At 71.1% G+C, this 18,577-nt stretch carries 15 protein-coding genes; all 15 read left to right on the top strand.

Going from position 1 to position 18,577, the window contains the following annotated elements:
- Positions 1-164 precede the first annotated feature (164 nt).
- The 15 genes from IPM43_00860 to IPM43_00790 all read left to right on the top strand — a co-directional run bounded on the left by IPM43_00860 (position 165) and on the right by IPM43_00790 (position 18,569).
- A complete protein-coding gene (locus tag IPM43_00860) occupies positions 165-1,877 on the top strand; it encodes a penicillin-binding protein 2 (protein ID QQS24981.1) in 1,713 nt (570 codons plus the stop codon).
- A 4-nt stretch (positions 1,878-1,881) separates the two neighbouring features.
- On the top strand, positions 1,882-3,309 hold the full coding sequence (locus IPM43_00855; protein ID QQS24980.1) for a UDP-N-acetylmuramoyl-L-alanyl-D-glutamate--2,6-diaminopimelate ligase: 1,428 nt from the start codon (positions 1,882-1,884) through the stop codon (positions 3,307-3,309).
- On the top strand, positions 3,306-4,382 hold the full coding sequence (gene mraY / locus IPM43_00850) for a phospho-N-acetylmuramoyl-pentapeptide-transferase (GenBank protein QQS24979.1): 1,077 nt from the start codon (positions 3,306-3,308) through the stop codon (positions 4,380-4,382). The genes IPM43_00855 and mraY overlap by 4 nt, the downstream gene beginning before the upstream one ends.
- Positions 4,379-5,743 (top strand): UDP-N-acetylmuramoyl-L-alanine--D-glutamate ligase, encoded by a 1,365-nt coding sequence (gene murD, locus IPM43_00845; protein QQS24978.1) that lies wholly within the window; start codon positions 4,379-4,381, stop codon positions 5,741-5,743. The genes mraY and murD overlap by 4 nt, the downstream gene beginning before the upstream one ends.
- Positions 5,740-6,939, top strand: a complete 1,200-nt coding sequence (locus IPM43_00840; protein QQS24977.1) for a cell division protein FtsW — start codon at positions 5,740-5,742, stop codon at positions 6,937-6,939. The genes murD and IPM43_00840 overlap by 4 nt, the downstream gene beginning before the upstream one ends.
- Positions 6,940-6,953: 14 nt before the next feature.
- On the top strand, positions 6,954-8,060 hold the full coding sequence (locus IPM43_00835) for a UDP-N-acetylglucosamine--N-acetylmuramyl-(pentapeptide) pyrophosphoryl-undecaprenol N-acetylglucosamine transferase (GenBank protein ID QQS24976.1): 1,107 nt from the start codon (positions 6,954-6,956) through the stop codon (positions 8,058-8,060).
- Positions 8,057-9,502 carry a UDP-N-acetylmuramate--L-alanine ligase gene (gene murC, locus IPM43_00830; protein ID QQS24975.1) on the top strand — a complete coding sequence of 482 codons (1,446 nt, stop codon included), beginning with the start codon at positions 8,057-8,059 and terminating at the stop codon, positions 9,500-9,502. The genes IPM43_00835 and murC overlap by 4 nt, the downstream gene beginning before the upstream one ends.
- Entirely contained in the window at positions 9,499-10,500 is a 1,002-nt protein-coding gene (murB, locus tag IPM43_00825; GenBank protein ID QQS24974.1) for a UDP-N-acetylmuramate dehydrogenase, read from the top strand. The genes murC and murB overlap by 4 nt, the downstream gene beginning before the upstream one ends.
- Positions 10,497-11,612: an FtsQ-type POTRA domain-containing protein gene (locus IPM43_00820; GenBank protein ID QQS24973.1), complete on the top strand. Its 1,116-nt coding sequence runs from the start codon at positions 10,497-10,499 to the stop codon at positions 11,610-11,612. The genes murB and IPM43_00820 overlap by 4 nt, the downstream gene beginning before the upstream one ends.
- Positions 11,613-11,692: 80 nt before the next feature.
- Entirely contained in the window at positions 11,693-12,793 is a 1,101-nt protein-coding gene (ftsZ, locus tag IPM43_00815) for a cell division protein FtsZ (protein ID QQS24972.1), read from the top strand.
- 13 nt (positions 12,794-12,806) lie between these two features.
- Entirely contained in the window at positions 12,807-13,478 is a 672-nt protein-coding gene (locus IPM43_00810; protein ID QQS24971.1) for a YggS family pyridoxal phosphate-dependent enzyme, read from the top strand.
- A 25-nt stretch (positions 13,479-13,503) separates the two neighbouring features.
- Complete coding sequence (locus IPM43_00805; protein ID QQS24970.1) at positions 13,504-14,085, top strand: cell division protein SepF; 582 nt, start codon at positions 13,504-13,506, stop codon at positions 14,083-14,085.
- A 30-nt stretch (positions 14,086-14,115) separates the two neighbouring features.
- Positions 14,116-14,373, top strand: a complete 258-nt coding sequence (locus IPM43_00800; GenBank protein ID QQS24969.1) for a YggT family protein — start codon at positions 14,116-14,118, stop codon at positions 14,371-14,373.
- A gap of 49 nt (positions 14,374-14,422) precedes the next feature.
- Entirely contained in the window at positions 14,423-15,403 is a 981-nt protein-coding gene (locus IPM43_00795) for a DivIVA domain-containing protein (protein ID QQS24968.1), read from the top strand.
- A 58-nt stretch (positions 15,404-15,461) separates the two neighbouring features.
- Positions 15,462-18,569 carry an isoleucine--tRNA ligase gene (locus IPM43_00790; protein ID QQS24967.1) on the top strand — a complete coding sequence of 1,036 codons (3,108 nt, stop codon included), beginning with the start codon at positions 15,462-15,464 and terminating at the stop codon, positions 18,567-18,569.
- The last annotated feature ends 8 nt before the right edge of the window (positions 18,570-18,577 follow it).

The raw sequence follows: 18,577 nt of genomic DNA, 5'->3' as shown, positions 1-18,577 counted from the left end.
GCAGGCGCCGACCGGCACCGGCGGCCAAGCCCCGCCCCCCTCGCACCGCGCCCCCGCGTGAGCTCGTCAGCGCTCCTCGCGTCCCCAAGCCCCTTCGCGCCCCCAAGACTCCTCGCGTCCCCAAACCCCCCCGCTTCCGGGCCGGGAACACGCGTCGGCGACTGGTGTCGGTGTTCGTATGCGCGGCGGTGGTGTTCGGGCTGCTCATCGGGCGCGTCGTGATCCTCCAGACGGTGAAGGCTGCCGACTACCGCGAGGCCGGACTGGCCCAGCGCGAGACGAGCGTCACCCTGAGCGCCGATCGGGGGACGATCTTCGACCGCGACGGCACCGAGCTCGCCATCTCGGTGCCGTCGACGTCGATCTACGCCAACCCGATGGCGGTGGGTGATCCGCTGGCCACCGCCCACGTGCTCGCGACCGTCCTGCGTCTCACGCCGGAGCGGGAGTCGCGCCTCGCCGCGGAGCTGGCCGCCAGGGACAAGTCGTTCGTGTACGTGGCCCGCCAGCTCGACCAGGAGGTCGCGAGCTCGGTGCTCGCCCTCGACCTCGCCGGCGTCGACGCGGTGGAGGAGCCCAAGCGCGTCCGCGCGGCAGGAGATCTCGGGCTGGGGGTGATCGGGCGCACCGACCCGTTCGGGGCGGGCGCGACCGGGCTCGAGTTGCAGTACGAGTCGATCCTGCACGGTGTCGACGGCCAGATGGTGAAGGAGCGGGATTCGAACGGGCGCTCGATGCCGGGAGGATCGAGGGTGCTCGAGGCCGCGCGGCCGGGCACCGACTTGGTGCTGACGCTGGACCGCAGCGTGCAGTACCAGGTGGAGAACGCCCTGGTCGCGCGCGTGGAGCAACTGCTCGCCCGAGGCGGCCATGCGGTCGTGATGGACGTCGACTCCGGCGAGCTGTACGCGGTGGCGAGCGTGCAGCGCGGTGAAGACGGCGTCGTGCGGGCCACGTCGGGCAACCTCGCGGCGGTCGAGGCCCACGAACCGGGGTCGGTGGCCAAGGTGTTCAGCATCGCCGCCGCGATCGACCAGGGGGCGGTCACCCCCGAGACCCAGCTGTCCGTCCCGGGGTCGATGATCTTCGGCGAGGACACCGAGTACGAGTTCACGATCGCCGACGCGTACTCGCACGTGGAGATGCCGATGACGGTGCGCGAGATCGTGGTCGACTCCTCCAACATCGGCACGTTGATGACGGCGGCACGCGTCGGCAGCGAGACGCTCGGCACCTACCTGGAGGGCTTCGGCTTCGGCCAGCCGACCGGGCTCGCGTTCCCGAACGAGTCCGACGGGATCCTCGCTCCGGCCGCGCAGTGGCAGGGGACCGAGCGCGAGACGATGTCCTACGGCTACGGGTTCGCGGCCACCCCGCTGCAGCTCGCGGCGGCGGTCAACACCGTCGCCAACGACGGCGTCTACGTCGCCCCCCAGCTCGTCACCGGGACCATCGACGCCGAGGGCGAGGTGGTGCCGACCGCCGAGCCGACGACGCGGCGGGTGCTGCAGACGCAGACCGCCGAGCAGATGCGCGACATCATGACCGACGTCGTCTGCCGGGGCACGGCCGAGCTGGCCCAGCTGCCGGGCATCTCCATCGCCGGCAAGACCGGAACCGGGTACAAGGTGCAGGACAACGGCACCTACGAAGGAGACGAAGGCCAGCGCGCCTACTTCGCGACCTTCGTCGGCTTCTTCCCCGCCGACGACCCCCAGGTGACGATCCTCGTGTCGATCGACGAGCCGGACCCGACCACGCAGGACCGCTTCGGCGGAACCGCCGCGGCCCCGCTCTTCGCCGATCTGGCCCAGGTCGCGATCCACGAACTGCAGGTCGAGCCGAGTCCCGGCGACGCCGGCTGCCCCGCGGAGTAGGGCGATGACCCGTCACACCGCCTCGCTCGGCGCGCTGCTCCCGACCGTGCGCGGCGGCTTCGGCCCTCGCCGAGTCTTCGGGGACACCGACGTCGCCATCTCGGGCATCACCCACGACAGCCGCCGGGTGGGACCCGGCTCGATCTTCTGCTGCGTCCCGGGTACCACGACCGACGGCCACGACCACGCCGGCGCGGCGGTCCAGGCGGGAGCAGTGGCGCTGCTCTGCGAGAGACCGCTCGGGCTGGCGGTGGCGGAGGTGATCGTCGACGACGTCCGCCAGGCGATGGGGCCGTTCTCGGCCGCGGTGTACGGCCACCCCACCGATCGGCTGACCGTGGTCGGCGTCACGGGGACGAACGGCAAGACCACCACCGCCCACGTGCTGGGAGACCTGCTCGCGCAGTCCGGTCGGCGCACCGCCGTGCTCGGGACGCTCACCGGCGTGTTCACCACCCCGGAGGCGACCGACCTGCAGGCCCGCTTCGCGGAGCTCGTCGACGAGGAGACCGACTCGGTCGTGATGGAGGTGTCGTCGCACGCCCTCGCGCTGCATCGGGTGCTCGGCACACGCTTTCGGGTGGCCGTGTTCACGAACCTCGGGCGTGACCACCTGGACTTCCATGGCACGGAGGAGAGGTACTTCGCGGCGAAGGCACTGCTGTTCGCGTCGGGCTTGAGCGAGACCGGCGTGGTCAACGTCGACGACGTGCACGGGCGGCTGCTGGCCGACTCCTCCGACATCGAGATCGTCGGGTTCGGCCTCGACGACGTCACGGACGTGGAGATCGGACCCCGCCATCACGCATACACCTGGCGTGGCCTGCGGGTCCGCGTCGGGCTCGGTGGGCGGTTCAACGTGACGAACTCGCTCGCCGCGGCCACCGCCGCCTCCGTGCTCGGCCTGTCCGACGACGACATCGTCGAGGCCCTCGCTCACGTGCCACCCGTACCGGGTCGCTTCGAGGCCGTCGACGCCGGCCAGCCGTTCGCCGTGATCGTGGACTACGCCCACACCCCCGACGGGCTGCGTGAGGCGCTCGGCGCCGCGGCGGCGTCGGCGCCGGGCGGCCGGGTGATCCTCGTGTTCGGCTGCGGTGGCGACCGGGACCGGGACAAGCGCCCGGAGATGGGCGCGGTCGGGGCATCGCTTGCCGACGAGGTCGTGATCACCTCCGACAACCCGCGCTCGGAGGATCCCGACGAGATCATCGCCGCCGTGCTCTCGGGAGTGTCGGCCGAACTGCGGCGCAAGGTCGCCGTGAACCCCGACCGGCGGGCGGCCATCGCGTCGGCCCTCGATGCCGCTCGGCCCGGCGACGTGGTGCTGCTCGCCGGCAAGGGCCACGAGACCACTCAGACCACGGGCAGCCGGGTGGTTCCCTTCGACGACCGGGCCGTCGCCCGAGAGCTGCTCGGAGGTGCCGCGTGATCGCGATCATGATCGCGGCGACGATCGGACTCTTCGTCTCGTTGTTCGGGACCCGCTTCCTGATCTCGTTCTTCCGCGCCCGGGGCATGGGCCAGCCGATCCTCGGCAAGGAGGACCGCGGCCCGGATCACCATCAGCAGAAGTCGGGCACGCCGACCATGGGCGGCCTGGCGATCATCGGGGCGGCGTTCGTCGGATGGCTCGCCGCGCACGCCCGCGAGGGCCTCGCGTTCTCCAACCAGGCGATGATCGTGTGGATCGGCATCGCCGCGATGGCCTTCATGGGCCTGCTCGACGACTGGATCAAGGTGCGCCGCTCCCACAACCGGGGCATCTTCTGGAAGCAGAAGGGATGGCTGACGTTCGCCCTCGCCTGTGGCATCACCGCCTGGCTGGTGGCCGCCACCGACGTCAGCGAGACCATCTCGCTGACCCGCTTCGACTATCCGGGGTGGGAGGTGCCGTGGTGGGTCTGGGTGGCCTGGACCGGGCTGATGACGTGGGCGACGACGAACGCGGTCAACGTCACCGACGGTCTCGACGGTCTCGCCGCGGGCTCCGGGCTGTTCGGGTTCCTCGCGTTCACGGTCATCGGCTACTGGTCGTTCCGCAACCCCGACATCTACGGCGTGCTGCAAGGGGGCACGGTCAACCCGCTCGACCTCGCCGTGCTCGCCTCCGGATTCACGGGTGCTTGCGCAGGCTTCCTGTGGTGGAACGCGGCACCGGCGCGGATCATCATGGGTGACGTGGGCGCGCTCGGCATGGGCGCCGCGCTCGGCTTGCTCGCCGTCACCACCAACACCCACCTGCTGCTACCGCTGATCTGTGGCATCAACGTGATGGAGGCAGGTTCGGTGGCGTTGCAGATGGGTGTGTTCAAGGCCTCCGGGCGCACCCGGCGGCTGTTCCGGATGTCTCCGGTGCACCACCACTTCGAGCTGGTCGGGTGGCCGGAGACGACGGTCATCATCCGCTTCTGGATCATCGGTGGCGTCTGTGTTGCCGGCGCGCTGGGTCTCTTCATCGCGGACTTCACCCGCATGTCGGACATGGCGGGAGGGCTTCCTTGAGCGGGCCGGTCCTGGTGTACGGGCTGGCCGTCGCGGGGCTGGCGGCGGCGCGGGCCTTGCGCGCCCGGGGTTACGACGTGGTGGCTGTCGACGACGCTGTGGACGACGCGTTGCGCGAGCAGGCCGCCACGGTCGGACTCGATCTGATCGGCGGACCGCTCGACGACGTCGAGCTCGACCGTCTGGTGCGGCGCTCGGCGAGCGTCGTGCCGGCACCAGGCGTGCCGGAGGTGCACCGCGTGATCGGCTTCGCCCGCGCCGCCGGGGTGGCGGTGCGTTCCGAGATCGACCTCGCCTACGGCTGGGAGCAGGAGCGCTCCGGCGGCCCGCGGCCGATGCTCGCTGTGACCGGTACCGACGGCAAGACCACCACCACCTTGCTCACCGTGGCGATGCTCGAGGCGGCGGGCGTGGCTGCGGTGGACGCCGGCAACACCGACGTCCCGCTCGTGAGCGCGCTCGACCTCGGCGTAGACGCGTTCGTCGTGGAGTGCACGAGCTTCCGTCTGGCGTGGACGCCGGCCTTCCGGGCCGAGGCCGCTACCTGGCTGAACCTGGCGGAGGACCACCTCGACTGGCACGTGTCGATGGCCTCTTACGAAGCCGCGAAGGCGCGCATCTGGGCGAACGCGCGCAACTCCGACGTGGCGATCGGGTTCGCCGGTGACGCGGTCGTGATGCGCAAGCTGCGCTCGGCGCCGTGCCGGCAGGTGACGTTCGGGGGAGCGGACTCGCCGTACCGCCTCGACAAGGACGTGCTCACCACCCCCCACGGGCCGCTGTGCACGGTCTCCGAGCTGCGCCGTGGCCTCCCCCATGACGTGACGAACGGCCTCGCGGCCGCCGCGCTCGTGCTCGAGGCGGGGCTCGCCGATGTCGCTGCTGCAGGCGCCGCGCTGCGCAACTTCGCCGGGCCGCCCCACCGCATCGAGCTGGTCGCCGAGGCGCACGGTGTGCGCTGGTACGACGACTCGAAGGCCACGACGCCCCATGCGGTGGCGACCGCGATCCGCGCATTCGACTCGGTCGTGCTCGTCGCCGGCGGTCGCAACAAGGGCCTCGACCTGACACCGATGGCTGCTGGCGCCGACCGGGTGCGCGCCGTCGTCGCGATCGGCGAGCACGCCGACGTGGTCGCCGCGGTCTTCGACGGCGTCGCCCCGGTGGTGCGCGCCGCCACGATGGCCGCGGCCGTGCAATCCGCCGGCGAGCTGGCCGTCCCCGGCGACGTGGTGCTGCTGTCGCCGGGGTGCGCGAGCTTCGACTGGTACGGGGGTTACGCCGAGCGCGGCGACGACTTCGCCCGGCTCGCTCGGGAACTGGTGGCCGGCGACGGTGGAGCAGAGGGGGAAGAGGGATGAGCGCGACGACGACAGTGATCGGGGATCGCCGCCGGCAGGCCTACGAACGGGCAGCGGCGCGCCGGCACCACCCCGCGAGGAGGGCGAAGAGGCAGGCCGCCTTCGGCCCGCCGCCCGCGGCGTTCTACTGGATCGCCGGGGTGGTGTTCGCGCTGGTGATGATCGGCCTCGTGATGGTGCTCTCCGCGTCGTCGATCACCTCGTTCCACGTCGGCGCCTCACCGTGGCGCTTCTTCACCAAGCAGCTCTGCTGGGCGGGGCTCGGCCTCGTCGCCCTCGGCGTCGCCTTCCGCACGCCGATCCACTGGTGGCGCCACCTCGCCACGCCCCTGCTCGTCGCCTCCCTCGGGCTGATGGCGCTGCCGTTCGTGCCCGGTGTCGGGGTCGAGGTGAACAGCACCAAGGCGTGGGTGGCCTTCGGCCCGGTCGGCTTCCAGCCGTCGGAGGTGCTGAAGCTCTCCCTGCTCCTTTGGTGCGCCGACCGTCTCGTGCGGCGATCGACCCAGCTCGAAGACCTGCGCGCCGCCTACTGGCCGTGCACGTGGGTGCTCGTGCTCGGCGCCGGCATGGCCGCGCTGCAGGGGGACCTCGGTTCGGCGGTGGTCATCGCCGCGATCGTGATCACGGTGATGTTCATCGGCGGAGTTCCTCTCGCCCCGCTCGCGTTCGGCTCGGCGGGTCTCGCGACGGCCGCCCTCGGGTTCATCGTCAGCTCTCCGCGGCGGCTGTCCCGATGGACGGCGTTCATGGACCTGGAGGGGACGCGTGACTACGAGGGCTACCAGGTGTACCAGGCGATCGTCAGCATCGCGAACGGCGGCCCGACCGGCGTCGGCGTGGGCGCGGGCACTGGCAAATGGGGCTACGTGCCCCTCGCCCACAGCGACTTCATCTTCGCGATCATCGCCGAGGAGCTGGGCATGGTCGGGGTGGTGGCGGTGCTCGGTGGGTTCGCCCTGCTCACGTTCTACGGTGTGCAGGTGGCACTCGCCGCGAAGGACCAGTTCGGGACATTGCTCGCCGGCGGCATCGTCGCCTGGCTGTTCGTGCAGACCGTGATCAACGTCGGCGGGGTCACCGGCAGCCTGCCGGTGACCGGGCTGACGCTGCCGTTCATCTCCTTCGGCGGCACGTCACTGCTCGTCAGCATGGCGGCTGCCGGGCTGCTGCTGAACGTCGCTCGGTACCAGCGCTGAGCCCGCCTTCGGAGATGGCCCGCTGCTTCGCAGTCGTCACCGGCGGAGGTACGGCAGGTCATGTGCTGCCCGCCCTCGCCGTGGCCGAGGCGCTGGTCGCGCGGGGGCGCTCGCCCGACGAGTTGTACTACGTGGGCGCGGTGCGCGGCATCGAGACCCGGCTGCTGCCCACAACCCCCTTCCCGCACACGTTCTACGACGTGGTCGGGGTGCAGCGCCGCCTGGATCGCGCCAACTTGCAGTTCGTCCCGAAGCTGGTCCGGGGGCGGACGGCGGCGATCGAGCTGCTGAAGCGCCTCGCCCCCCGCGTCGTGGTCTCGGTCGGCGGTTACGCCAGCCTCCCCGTGGTGCTGGCGGCGCGCCGGCTCGGCATCCCGATCGTCGTCGTCAGCTACGACCGCCGTCCCGGGCAGGCGAGCAGGCTGGCCGCGAGGTGGGCCACGGCCTGCGCGGTCGCCTTTGCCGATTCACCTCTGCCGCACGCCACGCTGACCGGTGCTCCCGTGCGCCAGGTCGTGCTCGACGTCGACCGGGCGAGGGATCGGTCCCTCGCGAGGGAGGCGCTCGGCCTGCCCGAGGAGCGCTTCGTGGTCGTCGTCGCCGGTGGTTCGCAGGGGTCGGGGGCGTTGAACGCGGCCGTGAGGGAGCTGGTGGAGGCGTCTGCGGGCGATCGCGGGTTGGCCGTGCGCCACGTCGCCGGAGAGCGCAACCTGTCCGAGGTGATGCCCTCTCGGAGTGGAGAAGAAGGCATCCTTTACGACGTGGTCGGCTACGACGAGAAGCTGCCGCTCGCCTATGCGGGCGCGGACCTGTTCGTCGGCCGCGGCGGCGCAGGGACGGTCGCCGAGGTGGCCGTCACGGGTACACCGGCAGTGCTCGTGCCCTGGGCGGCGGCCGCGGACGACCACCAGAGCGCGAACGTCCGCTGGTTGAGCGAGCACGGCGCGGCGGTGTTCGTCGCCGAGGCCGAGCTCGCGAACGGCCAGCTGCAGAGCGAGATCGCGCGCCTGCGAGCGGCGCCCGAAGAGCTCGCCGCGCTCGGCGAGAACGCGCACCGTCTGGGCGAGGTGCACCGCAGCGGCAGGTTGGCCGCCCTCGTCGAAGAGGTCGGGTCCAGGTGACCGACACGACCGCGGCCTCCGCCGCCGCGCCTCCGGTACCGCCGATCGACCTCACCGATCCCGGCCGGTACCACGTGGTCGGGGTAGGGGGACCGGGCATGAGCGCGGTCGCCATCGCGCTCGCCGAGATGGGGCACCAGGTGTCGGGGAGCGACCTGCGTGACCTGCCGGTGCTCGATCGCGTGCGCGCCGCGGGCATCGAGGTGCACGTCGGACACGCCGCGAGCCACGTCGTCGGCGTGGACGCGGTGACGGCATCGACGGCGGTGCCGGAGACGAACCTCGAGCTACAGGCAGCGCGTGAGCGAGGTGTCACCGTGCTGCGCCGTGCCGGGATGCTCGCCGCCATCTGCGCGCAGGCCCGATCGATCGGCGTGGCCGGCACGCACGGCAAGACGACGACGTCGTCGATGCTGATGCTGATGCTCGCCGAAGCCGGTCTGAAGCCCGGTTTCGTGATCGGCGGCGACGTCGCCGACGTCGGGGCCGGCGCGCAGTGGACGGGGTCGGAGTGGTTCGTCGTCGAGGCCGACGAGAGCGACGGCACCCACCTCGAGCTGCCGCTCCACGCCACCGTGCTCACGAACGTAGAAGCCGATCACCTCGACCACTACGGCAGCTTCGACGCCATCGTCGCCGGGTTCGAGCGCTATCTGCGCCAGATCCCCGGACCGAAGGCGCTCTGCTTCGACGACCCCGTCTGCGTGGAGCTGGCCGACCGTCTGGGCAGCGACGCCGGGATCGTCGGCTACGGGACGTCGGCGCGCGCCGACGTGCGAGCTGTCGAGCTGCGCGCTGAGCGAGGGTCGTTCCGCTTCGGCGTCGAACGCCATGGCGAGAGCATCGGCGAGGTGCGCCTGCCGCTGCGCGGCGTGCACAACGTCTTGAACGCTTGCGGCGCCCTTGCCCTGGCGCTCGATCTCGGCGTGCCGGCGCAAGCGGCGATCGCCGCCCTGGAGCGCTTCGGTGGGGTGGCCCGGCGATTCGACCTGCGCGGTGAGCACGGTGGGGCGACCTTCATCGACGACTACGCGCACCTGCCGAGCGAGATCGGTGCCGTCCTCACCGCGGCGCGCGACTCCGGCGACGGCTGGCGCCGCCTCGTCGCCGTCTTCCAGCCGAACCGCTTCAACCGCATGGCGGTGTTGTGGCCCGAGTACGCGGACGCGTTCGAGGCCGCCGACCTCGTGGTGCTCACCGACATCTACTCGTCGGGCACCCAGGTGCTGCCGGGCGTGACCGGCAAGCTCGTCGTGAACGCGGTGCTCGACAAGCATCCCGAGACACACGTCGTCTGGCTGCCCCACCGCGCCGACCTGGTCGAGTACCTCGCCCGAAGCGTGGGTGCCGGCGACGCGTGCATATCGATGGGCTGCGGCGACGTCGCCAGCCTGCCCGACGAGGTCATCGCCCGCCGCCTCGAGCTGGAGGCCCGCGGGTGAGCACGGCCGCCCCCGATCGCGCCGTCCAGGCTGCGCTCGCCGAGCTCGCGGTGCTCGGCGATCGTGTTCGCGAGAACGTGGCGCTCGCTCCGCTGACCACGTACCGCGTCGGGGGGCCGGCACGGATCTTCGTGCGCGTCGTCTCCGCCGACGACCTCGGCGCCCTCGCCCGCGCCGTGCGGGCCAGCGGTCTGCCCGTTCTGGTCGTCGGCCGCGGGTCGAACCTGCTCGTCGCCGACTCGGGCTTTCCGGGCATCGCCGTTCAGCTCGGCGAGCTCGGTGAACCTGGTGAACCTGGTGAGGGCGGGCTCATCGGCGGCATCAGCGTGGACGGGACCGTCGTCGCCGCGGGTGGCGGTGTGCCGTTGCCGGTGCTCGCCCGACGCACCGCGGCCGGCGGGCTGTCCGGCTTCGAGTGGGCGGTCGGCGTGCCCGGCACCCTCGGCGGCGCGGTGCGCATGAACGCCGGCGGCCACGGGTCCGACATCGCGGCCTCGTTGATCGACGCGCACGTGTATGACCTGCGTCTCGGCAGAGGCCGGGCCGTAGCCGCCGCGGAGCTCGGGCTCGGGTTCCGGTCGTCGGCCCTCGCCGCTCACCAACTGGTGCTGTCGGCGCGACTGCAGCTGCGCCGCGGTGACCGCGCCGCGTCCGAGCGGGAGATCGCCGAGATCGTGCGGTGGCGCCGCGAGCACCAACCCGGAGGCCAGAACGCAGGCTCGGTCTTCGTCAATCCGGTACCCGGGCGCGTCGCCGCGGCCCAGCTCATCGACGGACTCGGTCTCCGCGGGATGCGCATCGGCTCGGCAGAGGTGAGCCTGAAGCACGCCAACTTCGTCCAGGCCGACGAGGGGGGCCGGGCCGACGACGTGCTCGCGCTGATCGAGGCGGTCCGCGCGAAGGTGGCCGAGGCGCACGGGATCGCGTTGCGCAGCGAGGTGCGCCTCGTCGGTTTCCCCGGCGCCAAGGACGTCGACGAGGCGGGGGTGGTGCTGTGATCAGGCGCAACCGCCGCGACGCCACCACCGAGCCTGCCGACGCGGACGCGCCCGGCTTCGAGCCCGCCCACGACGTGCCCGACAAGGTGCGCCACGAGCTGCTGCACGCCTTCTCCGACGATCCCGAGGCCGCGGCGGCCGCTCGCGCAGCGGCCGCCGCGGCACCGCCGGAGCGCAAGACGGTGGTGATCGAGTCCGACGACCTGCCCGATGCGGTCTCCCTCGGCGAAGGCGAAGTGTCACCGCCGACCGATCCCAGCCCGCCGCGAATCGTCATCGACGGCGGCGACGACGTCGTGTTCTTCGACGGCTCCGCCGACGGGTCCGGCGACGTCGCCACGCCGGACGGCACGTCGCCCGACCCGCGGCTGCGTGCCCGGCGGATCGCGGTGCGGCGCGCCGAGAGCCGCCGCAAGCTCAAGTGGCTGGCGGCGATCCTTGCCCTCGTGCTGCTCGGCGTCGGAGTGCTCGTCCTGCTCGCGTCGCCGCTGTTCGCGATCGACACCGTCGACGTCGAGGGTGCGGTCTACGCCGACCCGGACATGGTCGACGCGGTCGTCTCCGACCTGAAAGGTGAACCGATCCTCGTCGCCGACCTCGCCGGCGCGGAGCGGCGCCTGGAGGAGATCCCCTGGGTGCGCGACGCCCGGGTGTCGATGCACTTCCCGAACAGGGTGTCGATCCAGATCGCCGAGCGCGTCCCGGTCGCCTACTTCGTCGGTGCCGACGCCCTGCACCGGGTGATCGACGTCGACGGCCGCGTGCTCGACGTGATCGAGGGCCAGCCGGTCGACTACATGCCGATCGACGGAGCGGGGCCGAACGTCGCCGCGGGCGACTACGCCGGCACCACCTGGCGCGCCGCGGCACAGCTCGCGAACGCCCTGCCCCCGCTGCTCACACCGCTCGTGCAACGGCTCGGGGTCACCGCGGCGGGGGAGCTGACGATGGTGCTCAGCGACCCTCCCAGCCAGAGCACGATCGAGGTGCTGTTCGGGTTCCCCGACGACTTCCAGAGCAAGCTCGTCGCCCTCGTAAACGTGCTGCCCGGTCACGAGCCGGGTACGATCTCGACGATCGACGTGTCGAGCGGGGAGCCCGCGATCCGCTGATCGGCCCATATCCCGGTCTGACGACGTTCGACGTGCGAGGATGGGGCGCTACGCCACGCACCGCGGAAGGAATGCCGAACATGGCAGGTGGACCACAGAACTATCTCGCCGTCATCAAGGTGCTCGGCGTCGGTGGTGGCGGGGTGAACGCCGTCAACCGGATGATCGACGCCGGGCTCCGAGGTGTCGAGTTCATCGCCATCAACACCGACGCGCAGGCGCTGCTCATGAGCGACGCCGACGTCAAGCTCGACATCGGTCGTGATCTCACCCGGGGCCTCGGCGCGGGCAGCGATCCCGAGGTCGGCCGGGCAGCCTCTGAGGGGCACCGCGACGAGATCGAAGAGATCATGAAGGGCGCCGACATGGTGTTCATCACCGCGGGCGAAGGTGGCGGTACCGGCACCGGCGGGGCGCCGGTGATCGCCGAGATCGCGAAGAGCATGGGCGCGCTCACCATCGGCGTGGTGACCAGGCCGTTCTCGTTCGAGGGCCGCCGGCGGGCGGTGCAGGCCGACACCGGTGTGCAGCGGCTGAAGGAGAAGGTCGACACGCTGATCGTCATCCCCAACGACCGCCTGCTCTCGGTGGCGAACGAAAAGACGAGCGTGCTCAACGCGTTCAAGATGGCCGACGAGGTGTTGCTGCAGGGTGTGTCGGGGATCACGAACCTGATCACCACCCCCGGCCTGATCAACACCGACTTCGCCGACGTGAAGATGATCCTGTCGAACGCCGGCTCGGCGCTGATGGGCATCGGCCAGGCGAGCGGCGACAACCGGGCGGTGACCGCCGCCCAGGCCGCCATCGCGAGCCCGTTGCTCGAAGCCGCCATCGACGGCGCGCGCGGGATCCTGCTGAACATCACCGGGCCGTCGGGGATGGGGCTGTTCGAGATGAACTCGGCTGCCGAGATCATCCACGGCGTCGCGCACCAGGACGCGAACATCATCTTCGGCACGGTGATCGACGACGAGATGGGCGACGAGGTGAAGGTCACCGTCATCGCCGCCGGGTTCGAGCGCTGGGACGGCTCGCCGGCCTCGGGGCGCGCTGAGCTGCGACCGGTCGAGTCCAAGTCGGCCGGCAACCTGAAGGACATCTTCGGCGACGAGTCCGGCGGTGACCCGCTCACCGACGACGGCGACGACGACTTCGACGTGCCCTCGTTCTTGAAGTGAGCGCCGCGGCGCGATGGCCGGGCTCGACCCGGGACTCGTAGCCGTTCGCCTCGCCGAGGTGCGCGCCCGCATCGCGGCGGCAGGGGGCGTCGACGTGGCCGTGGTGGCGGTGACGAAGACCTTCGGCCCCGACGCGATCGCCGCCGCGATGGACGCCGGGTGCCGAGACATCGGCGAGAACTACGCGCAGGAGCTCGTCTCCAAGCTGTCCGCGCTCGCCACGACCGCACCCCTCTGCCAACCCGAGGTGCACTTCATCGGCCATCTCCAGTCGAACAAGGTGCGCGCCCTCGTGCCCTACGTGCACCTGTGGCAGACGGTCGACCGGCCCTCCCTCGTCGACGAGCTCGCGAAGCGCGTTCCCGGGGCACGCGTGCTGCTCCAGGTGAACACCACCGGGGAGGCGGCGAAGAGCGGCTGTCACCCTGATGCGCTGGCCGCGCTGCTCGATCGGGCGCGGGCGTCGGGACTCGCCGTGGAGGGCCTGATGACGATCGGGCCGCTGGAGGGCGGCGAGCGCGCCACGCGGTCGGCCTTCAGGCGTCTGCGGGCCCTCGCCGACGGAGCCGGGTTGACGACGGTGTCGATGGGCATGACCCACGACTTGGAGATCGCCGTCGAGGAGGGAGCCACCATGGTCCGCGTCGGCACGGCGCTCTTCGGCCCGCGTCCACCTATCGCCTGACCAGGTCGACTAGCCTGACCAGGCGATGTCGATCTTCAAGCGTGCCATGGACTACCTCGGCCTCGGCGCCGACGAGGCGTACGACGACTACGACGCGCCCGAGGAGACCGATCGCCCGATGCGAGGACAGCGGCGCGACGAGGGGCCGCGGCGCACGGTCGACCCGCACGCCGACTACTACGAAGACCTCGGTGCGCGCCCGCCGCGCCAGACGCTGCCGTCGCGTGACATCGAGCCGGTGCCCGTGCGGCGCTCGCCAGGCAACGACGACTCCAGCGTGCAGCCTCGGCCCTCCAATCCGCGGCAGGGCTCCAACGTGCGGGCGATCCCGCCCGCGGTCTCGGCCACCGAGCCCCACACCGTGCGCCCGCGCCGCTTCGACCAGGCCCAAGAGGTGGCCGATCGCTTCAAGGACGGCATGGCGGTGATCATGAACCTCGAGTCGACCGAGCGCGACGTGTCGCGCCGCCTGATCGACTTCGCGAGCGGTCTCTGCTACGCCTTGAACGGTTCGATGGAGAAGGTCGCCACCGGCGTCTACCTGCTGAAGCCACCGTCGCGCGCCAGCTACGACAACGGTGGCGAGCGCGGCGACTACGGCGTCTAGCAGCGCTCCGCTCCCGGTGACATCGCCCAGATGATCGAGGTCCTCTGCTTCGCGGTGCTGCTCTACACCATCGCGATCGTGGTGCGGATGGTGCTGTCCTGGTTCCCGCCCTCCGACGGGGTCGTCGAGCAGGTCGGGCTGTTTCTGAGGCGGATCACCGAACCGGTCCTCGCCCCCGCGCGCAGGCTGATCCCGCCGCTCGGAGCGATCGACATCTCGCCGCTCGTCGTGCTCTTGGTGCTGCAGGTCGTGGTGCGCGGGCTGATCCTCGGATGCGGCTCGGGCTGACCACACGGCGTTCACTGCGGGAGCGACGGACCGTTTAGCATTCGGCTTCATGGAGCTCAGTCCTCAGGCCGTCGCTGCGGCCACCTTCCGGACCGCGAAGCGGGGCTACGACCCCGAAGAGGTACGGGCCTTCCTCGCCGAGGTGTCGAAGACGCTCGAGTCGTCTCAGCAGCATGCGACCTCGATGGAGGCACGCGCGAGGGCGGCGGTTTCGCGGCTGCAGGAGATCGCCCAGGCACCGAAGGAGCCAGAGGGCGCGACTGTGCCGAGCGGCGACGCCGAGACGATCAGCCGCACGCTCCTCCTGGCGCAGCGGACCGCCGACGCGACGGTCGCCGACGCCAAGTCCGAGGCCGATGGGATCGTCTCGGGGGCCCGGGTAGAGGCTGCGGCGGTGCTCGGCGAAGCGCGCCGTACGGCATCGGCAGAGATCGACGATGCACGCAACGAAGCGCGCCGCACGATGGAGTCCGAGCGGCTGAAGGCCGAGAACGAGGTCCAGTCGCTCGTCGCCCGGCGTGAGTTCTTGCTCTCCGACGTCGAGCACCTCGAGGACTTCGCCGCGTCGCAGCGCCGGCGCCTCGAGGACACCGCAGCCCTCTTGCGGGAGGTCGCCGAACGGGTGCCCGATGGCCTCGGCGAGCTGCGCCGGCCGCTCCTGTCGGCGGCCGCCGAGCCGCACAGCCCCGATCCGGCTCTCGCGATCTCGCCGGAGCCGTCGCCGATGCCCGAAACGGGAACGCTCGGCGAGCCCGCGTTGCCCGACGTGGCCGACGTGGCCGAAGCACCGCTCGATTCGGTTGCCGAGCCCGCTACCGAAGAGCTCGACCAGACCGAGGTCTTGGAGCGCCCGCAGAACGCGCCGCCGAGCATCTGGTCGCCGAATGCCTCCACCGGCACGCCGGAGGTGTTCGCCGACTCCAGCCCGACACCGCCCGAGTCCGCGCTCTTGGATTTCGGCAGCGTCGCGAAGACCAGCTCCGACGAGATCGGCGGCGAGGACGGGTTGCGCTTCCGCGACGACATTTGACCGGCGTTTGGCGAGAGGCCTTCCGGTAGCCTCGGCTGGCCCGAGGAGCCTTACCCCCATGTCCAACCGCCGGTACCCGACCGTCGACGCCCAGCCGTCGTTCCCCCAGCTAGAAGCAGACGTCTTGGCGTTCTGGGAGGCCGATCGAACGTTCGCAGCATCGGTAGCTGCACGTCCGGCGGGCATCGACGGCGCCAACGAGTACGTCTTCTACGACGGCCCGCCGTTCGCCAACGGCCTACCGCACTACGGCCACCTGCTCACCGGGTTCGTGAAGGACGCCGTCCCGCGCTACCAGACGATGCGCGGCCACCGGGTGGAGCGCCGCTTCGGCTGGGACTGCCACGGCCTGCCCGCCGAGGTGCAGACCGAGAAGGAGCTCGGCATCTCCGGGCACCGTGAGATCGCGGCCTTCGGCATCGACCGGTTCAACGACGCGTGCCGCACGAGCGTGCTGCGCTACACCGCCGAGTGGCAGCGCTACGTCACCCGCCAGGCGCGCTGGGTGGACTTCGACGACGACTACAAGACGCTCGACCTGTCCTACATGGAGAGCGTGATGTGGGCGTTCAAGACGTTGTGGGACAAGGGCCTCGTGTACGAGGGGTTCCGCGTCCTCGCCTACTGCTGGCGGTGTGAGACGCCGCTGTCCAACACCGAGACGCGCATGGACGACACGTACCGCGACCGGCAGGACCCCGCGCTCACCGTCTGGTTCCAGCTCGACACCGGCGAGCGGATCCTCGCCTGGACGACCACTCCCTGGACGCTGCCGTCGAACCTGGCGCTCGCGGTGGCCCCGGGAGTCGACTACGCGGTGATGGAGGAACCCGGCGCTGACGGCGTGCCGCAGCGCTACGTGCTCGCCGAGGCGAGCCTTCCCTCCTACGAGCGCGAGCTCGCCGCGGCGACGCGCGTCGGCACGATCCGCGGCGCGGACCTCGTCGGACGCACTTACCGGCCGATGTTCCCGTTCTTCGCCGAGACGCCGGGTGCGTTCCGCGTGCTCGGCGCCGACTTCGTCACCACCGACGACGGCAGCGGAGTCGTCCACCTGGCGCCGGGCTTCGGCGAGGACGACCAGCTCGTCTGCAATGCGGCAGGCATCCCCACCATCTGCCCGATGGACGAGCACGGCCGGTTCACCGCCGAGGTCGACACCTGGGCCGGCGAGCACGTCTTCGATGCCAATCCCGCTGTCATCCGTCACCTGAAGGACCGCGGTGTGGTGGTGCGCCACGACACGTACGAGCACCCGTACCCGCACTGCTGGCGGTGTGCGCAACCGCTCGTCTACCGGGCCGTCTCGTCGTGGTTCGTCCAGGTCACCGCGTTCCGTGACCGCATGGTCGAGCTCAACCAGCAGATCCGCTGGGTACCCGAACACGTGAAGGACGGCAGCTTCGGCAAGTGGCTCGCCAACGCCCGTGACTGGTCGATCAGCCGCAACCGCTTCTGGGGCTCGCCGATCCCGGTGTGGAGGAGCGACGACCCCGCCCACCCGCGCCTCGACGTGTACGGCAGCATCGCCGAACTGGAGGCCGACTTCGGTACGGCCGTCGTCGACCTCCACCGCCCCGCGGTCGACCTGCTCGTACGCCCGAACCCCGACGACCCGACCGGGCGCTCCACGATGCGGCGCGTGCCCGAGGTGCTCGACTGCTGGTTCGAGTCGGGCTCGATGCCGTTCGCCCAGGTGCACTTCCCGTTCGAGAACGCCGAGTGGTTCGAGCATCACCACCCCGGCGACTTCATCGTCGAGTACCTCGCCCAGACGAGGGGCTGGTTCTACACGTTGCACGTGCTCGCGACGGCCCTCTTCGACCGCCCCGCGTTCTCCACCTGTGTCAGCCACGGCATCGTGCTCGGCGACGACGGGCTGAAGATGTCGAAGAGCCTGCGCAACTACCCCGACCCGATGTTCGTGTTCGACACCTACGGCTCCGACGCGATGCGCTGGCACCTGCTCAGCTCGACGATCCTTCGCGGAGCCGACTTCTCGGTCACCGAGCAGGGCATCCGCGACACCGTGCGCCACGTGCTGCTGCCGCTGTGGAACGCCTGGTACTTCTTGACCCTCTACGCGAACTCGGCCAACACAGGTGGCGAGGTGCGCACCGACTCGTCCAACGAGCTCGACCGCTACGTGCTCGCGAAGGCCCACGAGCTGGTGGCGCAGGTGACGGCCGAGATGGACGACTACGACCTGTTCGGCGCCTGCGCTCACGTACGGGCGTTCCTCGACGTGTTGACCAACTGGTACATCCGCCGCAGCCGGGAGCGCTTCTGGGCCGGTGAGCAAGACGCGATCGACACGCTGCACACGGTGCTCACCATGGTGTGCCGGCTGAGCGCGCCGCTGCTACCGCTCACCGCCGAGGTGGTCTACCGCGGTCTCACCGGTGAGCGCTCGGTACACCTCACCGACTGGCCGGCACTCGACGAGCTGCCCGCCGACGACGAGCTGGTCACGGCGATGGACCGGGTGCGCGACGTGTGCTCGGCCACCCTCAGCGTGCGCAAGGCGAACAACCGCCGCGTCCGGCTGCCGCTGGCCGAGCTGACAGTTGCTGCGCCGGGGGTCGACACGTTGGCCCGCTTCCGCGAGATCATCGCCGACGAGGTGAACGTGAAGCAGGTGAACTTCACCGACGACGTGGCGAGCGTCGCCGAGGAGGTGCTGCAGGTGGTGCCGGCGGCCATCGGACCGCGCCTCGGTGCGCAGACGCAGCAGGTGATCGCCGCGGTCCGCTCCGGCGACTGGCACCGCGACGGCGACTCGATCGTGGCCGGCGGAATCCGGCTGGAGCCGGGGGAGTTCTCGTTGCGCCTGCAGGCCACCTCCGACGCCGCCGCGGCGAGCCTTGCCGACGGCGTCGTGGTGCTCGACACCACCGTCACCCCCGAGCTCGAGGCCGAAGGCACCGCGCGTGACCTCATCCGCCTCGTCCAGCAGGCCCGCCGCGAGGCGGGGCTCGACGTCAGCGACCGGATCGTGCTCCAGCTCGGCCTGCCCGACGAGCTGCGGGAGCGCCTCGTCGGCCAAGGCGGGCTGGTCGAGATGGTCGCCCGGGAGACCCTGGCCACCGACGTTCGGTTCGCGCCGGGCGAACCGACTGCCGAGCTGGACGGGCAGTCCGTCCACATCGGCGTCGCCACCGCGTAGGCAGCCGG

The organism is Actinomycetota bacterium, assembly GCA_016700055.1.
GTDB lineage: Bacteria > Actinomycetota > Acidimicrobiia > Acidimicrobiales > Ilumatobacteraceae > Kalu-18.
This window is presented reverse-complemented; position numbering and strand designations above follow the sequence as displayed.